The 12,002-nt window shown below is 65.3% G+C and carries 12 protein-coding genes; 3 read left to right on the top strand and 9 right to left on the bottom strand.

Translation table 11 applies throughout. The features are described from left to right. Window positions 1-453: 453 nt before the first annotated feature. From AC1DKY_RS00795 to AC1DKY_RS00760, 8 genes are all read right to left on the bottom strand, one after another. A complete protein-coding gene (locus AC1DKY_RS00795) occupies window positions 454-1,326 on the bottom strand; it encodes a ParB/RepB/Spo0J family partition protein (RefSeq protein WP_441601850.1) in 873 nt (290 codons plus the stop codon). A gap of 2 nt (window positions 1,327-1,328) precedes the next feature. Beyond that, window positions 1,329-2,192 (bottom strand): ParA family protein, encoded by an 864-nt coding sequence (locus tag AC1DKY_RS00790; protein WP_441601849.1) that lies wholly within the window; start codon window positions 2,190-2,192, stop codon window positions 1,329-1,331. A gap of 52 nt (window positions 2,193-2,244) precedes the next feature. Continuing rightward, window positions 2,245-2,880: a 16S rRNA (guanine(527)-N(7))-methyltransferase RsmG gene (gene rsmG / locus AC1DKY_RS00785; protein WP_441601848.1), complete on the bottom strand. Its 636-nt coding sequence runs from the start codon at window positions 2,878-2,880 to the stop codon at window positions 2,245-2,247. A 254-nt stretch (window positions 2,881-3,134) separates the two neighbouring features. Next, window positions 3,135-3,593 carry an SPFH domain-containing protein gene (locus tag AC1DKY_RS00780; protein ID WP_441601847.1) on the bottom strand — a complete coding sequence of 153 codons (459 nt, stop codon included), beginning with the start codon at window positions 3,591-3,593 and terminating at the stop codon, window positions 3,135-3,137. Window positions 3,594-3,954: 361 nt separating this feature from the next. Next, window positions 3,955-4,788, bottom strand: coding sequence for a pirin family protein (locus AC1DKY_RS00775; RefSeq protein WP_441601846.1), 834 nt, complete (start codon window positions 4,786-4,788; stop codon window positions 3,955-3,957). A gap of 114 nt (window positions 4,789-4,902) precedes the next feature. Next, a complete protein-coding gene (locus AC1DKY_RS00770; RefSeq protein ID WP_441601845.1) occupies window positions 4,903-5,580 on the bottom strand; it encodes a YecA/YgfB family protein in 678 nt (225 codons plus the stop codon). Window positions 5,581-5,609: 29 nt separating this feature from the next. Then, window positions 5,610-6,389 (bottom strand): exodeoxyribonuclease III, encoded by a 780-nt coding sequence (gene xth, locus AC1DKY_RS00765; RefSeq protein ID WP_441601844.1) that lies wholly within the window; start codon window positions 6,387-6,389, stop codon window positions 5,610-5,612. Window positions 6,390-6,448: 59 nt separating this feature from the next. Beyond that, on the bottom strand, window positions 6,449-8,491 hold the full coding sequence (locus tag AC1DKY_RS00760; RefSeq protein ID WP_441601843.1) for a M3 family metallopeptidase: 2,043 nt from the start codon (window positions 8,489-8,491) through the stop codon (window positions 6,449-6,451). Window positions 8,492-8,630: 139 nt separating this feature from the next. On the opposite strand from AC1DKY_RS00760, the gene AC1DKY_RS00755 reads away from it, so the two are divergent. The 3 genes from AC1DKY_RS00755 (at window position 8,631) to AC1DKY_RS00745 (ending at window position 11,379) form a co-directional block, all read left to right on the top strand. Continuing rightward, window positions 8,631-10,346, top strand: coding sequence for a patatin-like phospholipase family protein (locus AC1DKY_RS00755; protein WP_441601842.1), 1,716 nt, complete (start codon window positions 8,631-8,633; stop codon window positions 10,344-10,346). Between the two features lie 167 nt (window positions 10,347-10,513). Then, window positions 10,514-11,050 (top strand): gamma carbonic anhydrase family protein, encoded by a 537-nt coding sequence (locus tag AC1DKY_RS00750; protein ID WP_441601841.1) that lies wholly within the window; start codon window positions 10,514-10,516, stop codon window positions 11,048-11,050. Beyond that, on the top strand, window positions 11,047-11,379 hold the full coding sequence (locus AC1DKY_RS00745; protein WP_441601840.1) for a low molecular weight protein tyrosine phosphatase family protein: 333 nt from the start codon (window positions 11,047-11,049) through the stop codon (window positions 11,377-11,379). Before AC1DKY_RS00750 ends, AC1DKY_RS00745 begins: the two co-directional genes overlap by 4 nt. Window positions 11,380-11,385: 6 nt before the next feature. On the opposite strand, the gene AC1DKY_RS00740 is transcribed toward AC1DKY_RS00745, so the two are convergent. Next, window positions 11,386-11,934 (bottom strand): hypothetical protein, encoded by a 549-nt coding sequence (locus AC1DKY_RS00740; protein ID WP_441601839.1) that lies wholly within the window; start codon window positions 11,932-11,934, stop codon window positions 11,386-11,388. Window positions 11,935-12,002 lie beyond the last annotated feature (68 nt).

Raw genomic sequence — 12,002 nt, 5'->3', positions numbered from 1 at the left:
AGGGGCGCCAGGGGGCTATTCTAGTGGGTGGAGGGGCTGGCGTCAGGCGGCGGGGCGGCTCGGGGGCCTTCCGGCACTCGACCGAGCCTCGGATGAATGCTGATCGCCGCACTTAAGGCGGAGCCTCCGCCGCCGTGCCGGCTTGTCTGTGGGAGCGCACCCTGTGCGCGACTGCCGCGCTTGGGTGTACCGCTCCGTCGGCTTGTCGCGCACAGGGTGCGCTCCCACAAAGAGCGGGCCGGCAACTCTGACCGCCCCCACCGGCGTGCATCCCCTTGTAGGAGCGCACTTGTGCGAGACCGCAGCGCTAACGCTCCGTCGGCTGGTCGCGCACAAGTGCGCTCCTACAAAAAAGGACGCCCGGCTAGGCCGGGCGTTTTGTGGCTCTTGGCGCCCGGGTCCTCGCATGACGCGACGGGCTCGATGACGAGCAGAAAGACGAAGCCATTCGCCTCAGCGAATCTTCCCCAGAATCCCATCCAGCTCATCGTTGCTGTGATAGTGGATCACCAACTTGCCCTTGCCTCCGCGCCCCTGCGCCAACTCCACGCGAGTGGCAAAGCGCTCGCCCAGTTCGCGTTCCAGCGCGTCGACATTCGGATCGCGCGACGGCGTGTGCTTGGCCTTGCCCTTGGGCGCCGTCTGCGCGCGACGCGCGGCTTCTTCCAGCTCGCGCACGCTCCAGCCGTGGCGGGAGGCTTCCAGGGCGAGACCTTCGGCCATGCTTTCGGGCAGGGTGATCAGGCAGCGGGCGTGGCCCATTTCCAGCTTGCCTTCATCGAGCAGGCGCTTGATGGAGGCTGGCAGCTCAGTCATGCGCAGCAAGTTGGAAACGGATGCACGCGAGCGACCGACGGCATCGGCAGCTTGCTGGTGGGTGAGCGCGAAGTCGTCGATCAGGCGCTTGAGCGCGTCGGCTTCTTCGAGCGGCGTGAGGTCCTGGCGCTGGATGTTTTCGATCAGAGCCATGGCCGGCACGGCCACTTCCGGCACGTCCTTCACCAGCGCCGGCAGTTCCGACAGCTGCGCGCGCTGCGCGGCACGCCAGCGGCGTTCGCCGGCGATCAGCTCGTACTGGTTCTTGCCGATGGCGCGAACCACCACCGGCTGGATCAGTCCCTGCGCGCGAATCGAGGCCGCCAGTTCGTCCAGCGCCTCGTCGTTCCAATGGCGACGCGGCTGGTACTTGCCGGGCTGGATCTGCTGGATCGGCAGGTGGCGCAATTCGCCTTCCTGCTCAAGCACCGAGGGCTTGCCGGGTTCGTCATTGCCGCCGAGCAGCACATCGAGCCCGCGTCCCAGGCCTCGTTTTTTCGCAGCGGACATGCTTACTCCTGATGGATGTCGACGATGTCGTCGAGCGTCTCGTCACTCTCGTGCAGCGTCGGCGTGACCACGTCGTTGGCGTGATCGAGCGCTGCCGCCTGCTGGTTGCGATCGCGGCGGATCATCTCGCCGGCCAGGCCGATATAGGCAATGGCGCCGCGCGAGCTGCGGTCATACAGATGGATCGGCTGGCCATGGCTGGGCGCCTCGGCCAGGCGCACGTTGCGCGGAATGATCGAGCGCAGCACCTTGTCGCCGAAATGCGTGGTCAGCTGCGCTGACACTTCGTTGCCGAGGTTGTTGCGCACGTCGTACATGGTGCGCAGCAGGCCTTCGATTTCCAGCGCGGGATTGAGGCGTTGGCGCACGGCCTTCACCGTATCGAGCAGGCTGGATAGACCTTCCAGCGCGAAGTATTCGCACTGCACTGGAATCAACAGACCCGTCGCTGCCGTCAGCGCATTGAGCGTCAGCAGGTGCAGCGAGGGCGGGCAGTCGATCAGCACGATGTCGTAGCGATCGGCGATCTTCGACAGCGCGTCCTTGAGGCGGCTTTCGCGCGCAATCGCGTCCATCAGCTTCAGCTCGGCGGCGGTGAGGTCGCCGTTGCCGGGCAGCAGGTCGTAATGCGCTTCGGTCTTGACGATGGCCTGCTCGATCGGCGCCTCGTCCAGCAGCACCTCGCAGCCGTTGGGCTTGGCCACGCGCTTGTCCACGCCCGACGCCATGGTCGCGTTGCCCTGCGGATCGAGATCGACCAAGAGCACCTTGCGCTTGGCGGCAGCCAGCGCGGCGGCGAGATTGACGGCGGTGGTGGTCTTGCCGACACCACCTTTCTGGTTGGCGACAGCGATGATGCGGGCCATGGTGTCGTCGATACCGTGAACGAGTGAAAAGGGGGCTAGATTAGCAGCCTGCTCAGCCAGCGGTGCGGCCTAGTACCACAAGGTGCCGCTCGCCACCCACATCAGGCACGGCGAGCGTATGGATGGCGCGAACCTCGAAACCAGCGGGTACGCCAGGCAGTTCCTCATCCGGATGCCTGCCCTTCATGGCAAGCCAGATGCCGTCCTTGGTCAAAAGGTGACCACCCCAGGCCAGCATGTCCTCCAGGCTGGCGAAGGCGCGGGCGGTGATGCAATCGAACTGGCCTTCCACTTCTTCCACGCGCGATTGCACCGCACGCACGTTCTCAAGCTTCAGTGAGCGAATGGCCTCGCGCAGGAAGCGGACCTTCTTGCCGTTGGAATCCACCAGCAGCACCTGCAGCTCCGGGCGCGCGATCGCCAGCGGAATGCCGGGCAGGCCGGGGCCGGTGCCCAGATCGGCCAGCGTCTGGCCCTGCACATAGGGCAGGATCGCCAGCGAATCGACCAGATGGCGACTGACCATCTCCAGCGGATCGCGGATGGCGGTGAGGTTGTAGGTGGCATTCCAGCGCGCCAGCAGGGCCTGGTAATCGAGCAGACGCTCCACGGCGCCCGCCGGCAAGCTCACGCCAAGCGCGGCGATGCCGCTTTCCAGCCGGGTTTGCAGGACTTGGCGAGAGGTCATGGAAGGGCCTTGCAGGAACGGGGCACGCAAGTATCCGGGTGTGTACGACGGGACGCCAGTTGTGGGAGCGCACCCTGTGCGCGACAAACCCACGGAGCGGTACACCCAAGCGTGGCTTGTCGCGCACAGGGTGCGCTCCCACAGGAGGGGAAACGAAGGACAAAGAAAAGCCCGCCGTAGCGGGCTTCAAGGGTCTCCCCTGTGGCGGGTGCTCTGAGGCCACCTTCGCCAGGCCTGTCCGGCAGCACACCGGATCAGGCGAATTCCAGCTCCACCCGCGTGACCATCATGCCGCGCTCGCGCAGGGCGCCGTTCATGCTCTGCTTGAGGCGCGAGCCCAGGTCGCGGCGATCGGCGCTGAACGCCTCCGGCTCGTCGCGCAGCGCCGCCAGGGCGCCGCCACGGATCAGCTGGTCGGCATGATCGATCACTGCGTCGGCCCGTTCCGGCTCCAGCACCTGCCAGTACACCGTGCCACGCACGTCGTGGGCGTCGGCCAGCAGCTCTTCGAAACGCAGCACCTGGCCGCTGAGGTCGATGCGGTGCTCCACGCGGTCGATCAGCGGGAGTGACATATGGGTACCTGGCTGCAGCAGGCGGTACGGCTTGCCTCGTCGGTAGAGGCTATGCACCTGGTCGGCCGGCACGCGCTTGATCGCGGCGACGAAAGTCGCGATCAAGGCCAGGACAACGAGTGTAATCAGGGCATTCATAATAAAATACAGCGAGTTATGTGTGTTTTCTTCGCAAGAACTGTAAGTTGATAGTACAGCTACTTGCACCCGTTTAGATTAATCCTTATTTAACGACATTCCTGCGCCCGCTTACAACCCAACTTTCGAGCTAAGTTGCTGATTTTGAGAACTTGCTGGCAGGCACCGTGGACATGCATTGATCTTGCCAACCGGCTGAGCGAGGTCAGGATTTCCCTTACAAATCGTTAACGGCGGCCGACACGCGGGCTTTAGGGTCGGCTATGGGACGCCGGCTCGCTCGCCGCTTGCGCCCAGAAAAAAAGCCACCCCGGCGTACCGGGGTGGCTGTTGGGCGAGGTCTTTGGGAAACGCCAGCTCGTCAGAACTTCCCGGCGCGAAAGTCGGCGATGGCCTGATGGATTTCCTCGGGCGTATTCATCACGAACGGCCCGTAGCGGGTCACCGCTTCATTGAGCGGATGGCCCGCCACCAGCAGGACGCGTGCCGCCGTATCGCGACCGGCGATGCGCAGTTCGCCATCGCGCGACAACACTGCCAATTCGCTGCGGGCGAGTGGCTGGCCGGCAACGTCGGCGTCCTTGCCATCGAACACATAGGCAAAGCCGGCGTGGCCTTCGGGCAGCGGTATGGTCACCGACGCACCGGGCTGCACGGCGATATCCAGATAGATCGGCTGCGTAACGATTTCCGCCACCGGGCCGGTCACGCCGCCAAACTCACCGGCGATCACTTTCACTTCGACGCCTTCCGCCGGGCGCGCGACCGGGATGCGCTCCGGTCCGATGTCCTGGTAGCGCGGCGCGATCAGCTTGTCCTTCGCGGGCAGGTTCACCCACAGCTGGAAACCCCACATCAGGCCATCTTCCTGCTCGGGCATTTCCGAATGCAGGATGCCGCGGCCGGCGGTCATCCACTGCACGCTGCCCGGCACCAGATCGCCGCTGTTGCCGTGGTTGTCGTGGTGCTTCATGTGCCCGGCGAGCATATAGGTCACGGTTTCAAAGCCGCGATGCGGATGCTCGGGAAAACCGGCGATGTAATCGCCCGCCTGGTCGGAACGAAACTCGTCCAGCAACAGGAACGGGTCGAGCATGTCCAGGCCGGGCTGGCCGATGACGCGCTTGAGCTTCACACCCGCGCCGTCGGAGGTGTCGATGCCGCGGATGCGGCGAACAATGCTGCGCTCAGTCATGGCTGTCTCCAGAAAGTGGACTGCCAACATGATGGCGCTGCGGCGGCTCAAGCCCAAGACGCGTGGGTGGAACGGATTGTTTCCTTCGAGAGCGGCGAGGGGCCAGCCCCTCGCTCAATGCACCCAATGCCCGCTGCGCTGACGCGGCGGCACCGACGACGGTTCCTTTTCCTCGACCGGGCGCACGGCGGCTTCGACTTCCGCCTCGCTCACCGGATGCTCGTTCCAGTAATGATTCACCGCACCGAGCACGGCGGGCACCTGCGACAGGCACTCGTCGTATTCATCGTCGCTGAGCTTTTCGAATTCCGCGTCGGCGTTGAGGATGCCCTCGTCCACCGCCAGCGCCATCACCGGACCGAGCATTTCCATCAGCTGCGGATCGTCCGCCAGGCGCTTTTCCCATAGCCCCGCGCGCAGGTCGATGCCGCGGCTGAAACCCTCGCACCAGCCGGCAGCGGAAAGCACCGGGCCGGTTTCGGTATCCACTTCACCGAGGATGGGCTCATAGGCTTCGACCTCGAGTTCGGCGGTGATCGAATCGTTGAGCTTGGCCAGCAGCGCCAGCACGCGATTGCCTTCGTTTTCGTCGGTGAAGGGTTCGTGCAGTACTTCGGGCAGCCACTCTTCGGGCAATACCAGCGTCGGGCCCACCGCCAGCGCGGAGAGCAGGCCATGCACGCCATCGAGCAGCAGGTCGTCCTCGCCGACATGGCCGCGCAGGTATTGGTCCAGCTCGTCGAGTTCGTCGTCGCCTAGCGAACTGGGCCACTCGGTCTTGGGTGTATTCATCCGTTGCCTGTTTGTGATGCTGTGTTACTTCAGATATCCAGCTCAACCGTTACCGGCGTGTGATCGGAGGGGCGTTCCCAGGTTCGCGGCGTGCGGTCGATGGTGGCCGTTTTTGCCGCGGATTTGAGGGCGTCGCCGATCAGGATCAGGTCGATGCGCAGGCCCATGTTGCGCCGGAAGGCTGCCTGACGGTAGTCCCACCAACTGAAGTGTTCACCGGCCGGCTCGAACAAGCGGAAGCTGTCGTGCAGGCCCAGTTCGGTGATGCGCTTGAGCGCCTCGCGCTCGGGCGGCGAACACAGGATGTCTTCGCCCCAGGCGACCGGGTCGTACACGTCGCGATCGTCCGGCGCGATATTGAAATCGCCCAGCACCACCAGGTTCGGGTGACGTTCGATTTCCCGCGCCAGGAACTCGCGCATCTTGGCCAGCCAGTCGAGCTTGTAGGCGTATTTTTCATCGCCCACGGCCTTGCCGTTGACCACGTACAGATCCACCACGCGCACGCCGCCGATGGTGGCCGCAAGAATGCGCCGCTGCGGGTCGTCGAGGTTCGGGATATCGGTGACCACGTCCTCAAAGTCGCCCTTGAGGTCGGCCTTCGCCAACAAGGCCACGCCGTTGTAAGTCTTCTGGCCGGAAAACACCGCGCGGTAACCGGCCGCGGCCAATTCATCCACCGGGAACTTGTGGTCCTCCAGTTTGGTTTCCTGCAGCGCGACCACATCCGGTTGCGCATCGGCCAGCCACTGCGTGAGGTGCGGAATGCGCACCTTCAGCGAGTTCACGTTCCATGAGGCGATTTTCATGGGGGCATTGTAAGCGATGACTGGAGAGACGCCGCCGCCCTCGCGGGCGGCGGCATGCATCAAGCCAGACCGTGACTCTTCAACAACGCCTCGGGCTCGGGTGCACGGCCGCGAAATGCGATGAAACTCTCGATCGCCGGGCGGCTGGCGCCCACCGCGAGTATCTCCTGGCGGAAGCGGTCGCCGGTGGCGCGGTCGATGACGCCGTGTTCCTCGAACTCACCGAAGGCATCGGCGCTGAGCAGCTCGGCCCACAGGTAACTGTAGTAACCGGCGGCGTAGCCGCCCGCAAAGATGTGCGAGAAGGCATGCGGGAAACGCTGCCAGGCCGGCGGATGCAGTACGGCCACGTCGTGACGCACCTCTTCCAGCACTTCCAGCGTGCGTGCGCCCTGGTTCGGGTTGTATTCCAGGTGCAGGCGGAAATCGAACATGGCGAACTCGAGCTGGCGCACCAGGAACAGGCCGGCGTGGAAGTGGCGAGCCGCCAGCATGCGCTGGAACAATTCGTCCGGCAGGCGTTCGCCGGTTTCGTAGTGGCGCGCGAACAGATCGAGCGCTTCGCGGTTCCAGCCGAAGTTCTCCATGAACTGGCTGGGCAGTTCCACCGCATCCCATTCGACGCCGTCGATGCCGCCGATGGACGGCAGCGCGATTTCGGTCAGCAGGTGATGCAGGCCGTGGCCGAATTCGTGGAACAGGGTGAGCACATCGTCATGCGTGAGCAGCGCAGGGCGGCCTTCGGTGGGGGGCGCGAAATTGCAGGTGAGGAAGGCCACCGGCAGCTGCTCATTGTCACCGTCGCGGAAGCGCGCGCGGCAGACGTCCATCCACGCGCCGCCGCGTTTGCCGGTGCGAGCGTAGAGATCGACGTAGGCACCGGCAAACACCCGGCCATCGGCATCGCGCACGTCGTAGTAGCGCACGTCCGGATGCCACACATCGACATCTTCGCGAACGCTCAGCGTGATCCCATACAAACGCTGGGTGAGGCCGAACAGGCCTTCGATCACGGAAGGCAGCGGGAAGTAGGGCTTGAGCTGCTCTTCGTCGAGGTCGTACTGCTGCTGGCGCAGTTTCTCCGAGGCGTAGCCGACGTCCCAGGATTCGAGGTTGTCGAGCTTCAGTTCGTTGGTGGCGAACTCGCGCAGGCCGTTGAGTTCGTTGCGCGCGACCGGCTTGGCGCGGTTGGCGAGGTCACGCAGGAACTCCATCACCTCGGTGGGCGAAGCGGCCATCTTGGTGGCGAGTGATTCCTCGGCGGCATTGGCGAAGCCGAGCAGCTGCGCCGCTTCATAGCGCAGCGCCATGATGCGATCGATGCGGCCGCTGTTGTCGAACTTGCCGGCCTGCGGGCCCTGGTCGGACGCACGCGTCTGGTAGGCCCAGTACACGCGTTCGCGCAGGCCGCGGTTGTCCGCGTAGGTGAGCACGGCCTGGACACTGGGCTGCTTGAGCGTGACCAGATAGCCGTCGAGGTTCTGCTCCTTGGCGTACTGGCGCAGCACGGCGCGGCCGGAGTCGGGGATGCCGGCCAAGTCGCGTTCGTCGGTGATGTGTTCGTGCCAGGCATCGGTGGCGTCGAGCACGGCGTTGGAGAATTCAGTGGAGAGGCGACTCAGCTCGACGCCGATCTCGCGATAGCGGGAGCGTGCGGGTTCTTCCAGCGCCACGCCGGACAGACGGAAATCGCGCAGCGCATGTTCCACCAGCGCGCGTTGCGGGCGCGACAGGCGGGGGAAGTCCGGCGCATCGGCCAGTGCCTGCACCGCCTGGTAGAGCTCACGGTTCTGGCCCACTTCGATGGCGTGGTCGGTGAGCCTTTCCTCTGCCGGTCCATACACTTCGCGCAATGCTTCGCTGTCCGCCACGGAATGCAGGTGGCCCACCGGCGCCCAGGCGCGCGCCAGGCGCTGCTCCAGTCGCTCCTGGGTGAGCATGACGCTGTCGAAATCGTGCGGCGCGTTGGCGCCGGTCAGCGCTTCGATGCCGGCGCGGTATTCGGCCAGCAAGGTATCGATGGCAGGCGTGACATGCTCGGGGCGGATCTGCGAAAACGCCGGCAGTGCGTCGTCGGCCAGCAGCGGATTGGTGTTTTCCATGGTGTCTCCTGAACGCCCGGCCTGCCGATGGCGGGTCTGCGGACTGCCGTCAGCGTGGCGACCCGGGTGGGCGAAATCAAGCCGCCGCCGTTCCCCATCGTCACGATTTGTCACATCCGGGCCCGTACCATGCCGCGCCATGTCCAAGCCCGATTTTTCCGCCCTCCTGCGTCGAAGCGATGTGTTCGGGCACCTGGGGGAGGAGGCGCTGGCTGCGCTGCTCCCTGAACTCCAATGGTTTTCCCTGCCGGGCGGTCGCACCTTGTTCAAACAGGGCGATCCGGCCGACGCGCTCTATTTCGTCGTGCGTGGCAGCCTGGGCGTGTTTGACGGGCCCACCGAACGGGTACGCCTGGTGGCAGCGGGCGACAGCATTGGAGAGATCGCGCTGATCACCGGCGAGGGGCGGCACCATACGGCGAGGGCGCTGCGCGACAGCGAGCTGCTGCGCCTGGACCTTGCCGCCTACGAGGCGCTGATCCAACGCCATCCGCAGGCCATGCTGGGTGTGGCGCGGGTGGCCATCGGCCGACTGCAGGAACGGATGCGTGGCGACGAAAGCCCCGGCAATGCACGCACCTTTGCCTTGTTGCCGGCGAGTGCCGAGGTCCCTGCCCGCTCGCTGGCCATGCAGCTGGCGATGGAACTGGAACGCTGGGGCAGCTGCGTGGTGATCGACGCCGAACACGGCGCCGGACGCGGCAGCGACTGGTTTGCCGAGCGCGAAGCGCAGGCTCGTTTCGTGATCTATCTGGATAGTGTCGGGGATCCTTTGTGGCGCCAGCGCTGCCTGCGTCAGGCCGACGTGCTGCTGCTACCCACCCTGGCTGCGCAGCCCGCGCGTCCGTGGCCGGAGGCCGCGCCGATGGACCCGTCGCGGACTGGGCATCGTCCACGGCACCTGATTTTGCTGCATCCGGGCCGCCAGCCGGCGCTGGGTGCGGCGCAACGCTGGCGCGCGGAGTTCAGCGGCGACATCCAGCATCACCATGTCGGCGGTGGCGCCGACCTGGCGCGACTGGCGCGCGTGATCAGCGGCAACGCGCGGGGGCTGGTGCTAGCCGGTGGCGGCGCGCGCGGGGTGGCGCACCTAGGCGCGCTGCGGGCACTGTACGAAGCGGGACATACGTTCGATGCCGTGGGCGGTACCAGTATCGGCGCGATCATCGGCGCCAGCGTAGCCGCCGGCTGGGAACTGGACGCGACCATCGAGACTTTGCGCCGTGCGTTCGTGCAAGGACGTCCACTGTCCGATTGGACCGTGCCCATCGTGGCGCTCACGCGCGGTCGCCGCGCCGCCCTGATGCTGCGCCGCGCTTTCGGCGCACTCGATATCGAAGACCTGGCGCTGCCGTTTTTCTGCGTGTCCACCTGCCTTTCCGGCGGAGGCATGACGGTCCATCGCGAAGGGCCGCTGTGGCTCTGGCTGCGCGCGTCCAGCGCGATTCCCGGTGTGCTGCCGCCGGTGTTGCAACAGGGCCGTGTGTACGTGGACGGCGCCCTGGTCGACAACCTGCCCACCGACGTGATGGCGGAGGACGGCCTGTCCCACATCACCGCGATCGATATCCGCGCGGAAATCTCCCTGCTCACCACGGCCGAGGAATTTGCCACGCCGCCGTGGTGGCAGCTGTTGCTGGGCCGGCAGGAAATCCAGCGTCCGGGCCTGGTTTCCACCCTGGTGCGCGCGGCCATGGTCAACAGCGAAGGCCCCAGCGAGCACCGCCGCGACCGCGCCGACCTGCTGCTGACGCCGCCGCTGGAACACATCGGCATGCTCGACTGGAAAGATTGGGAGCGGGCGATGGAGGCGGGGTATCAGTACACAAGGAAGATGCTGGAAGAGCAGTCGTAGCGCACACCTGCTGGGAGAACACCTTGTGGGAGCGCACCCTGTGCGCGACAAGACTTACCTCAGGGTCACTGCTGGCGACGAGCAGGTAGGCATGTTGGCCGCGCACCGCTGCGCCCAGTCGCGCACAGGGTGCGCTCCCACAGGGCACTGCGCGGTACCATAGAACGATGGATCCTCTACGCAAATACAAGGGCATCTGGCCCACCCTGCATCAGCGCGTTTACGTCGACCCCGCTTCCACGATCATTGGCGCGGTCGAATTATTCGATGACGTGTCGATCTGGCCCGGCGCCGTATTGCGCGGCGACGTTAACTTCATCCGCATCGGCGCGCGCACCAACGTGCAGGATGGCGCGGTGGTGCACGTCACCCACGACGGCCCGTACTCGCCTGGCGGCGTGCCCACGATCATCGGCGAAGGCGTCACCATTGGCCATGGCGCGGTCATTCATGCCTGCACCATCGAGGACTACTGCCTGATCGGCATGCACGCCACGGTGCTAGACGGCGCGGTGGTGAAGAAGCACGGCTTCGTGGGAGCGGGCACGGTGATTCCGCCGGGCAAGGTGGTGGGTGAGGGTGAGCTGTGGGTGGGCAATCCGGCCCGTAAAGTGCGCGTGCTCAGTGATCAGCAGATCGAGCAGCTGCACTACTCGGCGGATCACTATGTGCGCATGAAAGACGATTACCTGGCCGCGCAATGACGGCGTCGCGTCGCGTGCTGTTCCTGTGCAGCCGGCATCGGCTGCGTAGTCCGACTGCGGCTGCGGTGTTTGGCGCTTGGCCGGATCTGGAAGTCGATTCGGCGGGGCTCGCGAGCGATGCGGAAACGCCGCTCTCTGCCGATCAACTCCAATGGGCAGAACTCATCGTGGTGATGGAGCAATCGCACCGCCGCAGGCTGCAATCGCGTCACGCGGCGCATCTGCGTGGCAAGCGAGTGGTGTGCCTGGATATCCCCGATCGCTACGACTTCATGCAGCCCGAACTGGTCGAGCTGCTGCTTCAAAAGGCGGGGCCGTTGTTGCGATGAGGCGATTTACAACATCGACCCATTGCTAGCCGACTGCTGCTGCGCCTGCATCGCTGCAGCGCGCGCTTCGTCCTGGCGGATCTGGATCTGGCGCTGGGCGTCGAGTTTGCCGCCCAACAGCGAAAGGATGTAGTTGGTGCTGTCGAACTCGCGCAGCAGCGAGAGTTCGCGCTGGGCGTCGTCGAGGTTGTTGTTGTTGATGGCGCGTTCCACGTCAGCCGATGCGGTCGGGAAAGCCTCGTGCAGCTCGTCGAGCGCCACTTTGTTTTGCGGATCGAGCTGCAGCACGCTGAGGTAGAACTCATAGGCGTTGCTGCCGGCAGGCGCGACCAGACGCTTCTCGCTGACGGCCGTCTTGGCCAGGTCGAGCAGGATGCCCACGCCGCTATCGTCCTTGCCCGAAGCCGAACCGTCAGTGGCGGCGGCCGTGTTGGCGCCTGAAGCCGAGCCGGCTTTCGGCCACAGATAGATACCGCCGCCCACAACGGCAAGCGCGATCAAGGATATGGCGACGATCACGCGCTGGCGTGGCGCGAGGGTAGCGAGACGAGACATGGCACCGTTGCATCGATGAAACCCGCGCACAGGCGCGCCTGCCTTCAGGCGTCCCGGCGGAACTGTGT

This window comes from Dyella sp. 01N448, assembly GCF_056399225.1.
This window is presented reverse-complemented; position numbering and strand designations above follow the sequence as displayed.

What these genes read in the sequence shown, in the direction of transcription:
- AC1DKY_RS00795 (WP_441601850.1), bottom strand. Translation starts at nt 1,326, where the DNA reads ATGTCCGCTGCGAAAAAACGAGGCCTGGGACGCGGGCTCGATGTGCTG.
- AC1DKY_RS00790 (WP_441601849.1), bottom strand. Translation starts at nt 2,192, where the DNA reads ATGGCCCGCATCATCGCTGTCGCCAACCAGAAAGGTGGTGTCGGCAAG.
- rsmG (WP_441601848.1), bottom strand. Translation starts at nt 2,880, where the DNA reads ATGACCTCTCGCCAAGTCCTGCAAACCCGGCTGGAAAGCGGCATCGCC.
- AC1DKY_RS00780 (WP_441601847.1), bottom strand. Translation starts at nt 3,593, where the DNA reads ATGAATGCCCTGATTACACTCGTTGTCCTGGCCTTGATCGCGACTTTC.
- AC1DKY_RS00775 (WP_441601846.1), bottom strand. Translation starts at nt 4,788, where the DNA reads ATGACTGAGCGCAGCATTGTTCGCCGCATCCGCGGCATCGACACCTCC.
- AC1DKY_RS00770 (WP_441601845.1), bottom strand. Translation starts at nt 5,580, where the DNA reads ATGAATACACCCAAGACCGAGTGGCCCAGTTCGCTAGGCGACGACGAA.
- xth (WP_441601844.1), bottom strand. Translation starts at nt 6,389, where the DNA reads ATGAAAATCGCCTCATGGAACGTGAACTCGCTGAAGGTGCGCATTCCG.
- AC1DKY_RS00760 (WP_441601843.1), bottom strand. Translation starts at nt 8,491, where the DNA reads ATGGAAAACACCAATCCGCTGCTGGCCGACGACGCACTGCCGGCGTTT.
- AC1DKY_RS00755 (WP_441601842.1), top strand. Translation starts at nt 8,631, where the DNA reads ATGTCCAAGCCCGATTTTTCCGCCCTCCTGCGTCGAAGCGATGTGTTC.
- AC1DKY_RS00750 (WP_441601841.1), top strand. Translation starts at nt 10,514, where the DNA reads ATGGATCCTCTACGCAAATACAAGGGCATCTGGCCCACCCTGCATCAG.
- AC1DKY_RS00745 (WP_441601840.1), top strand. Translation starts at nt 11,047, where the DNA reads ATGACGGCGTCGCGTCGCGTGCTGTTCCTGTGCAGCCGGCATCGGCTG.
- AC1DKY_RS00740 (WP_441601839.1), bottom strand. Translation starts at nt 11,934, where the DNA reads ATGTCTCGTCTCGCTACCCTCGCGCCACGCCAGCGCGTGATCGTCGCC.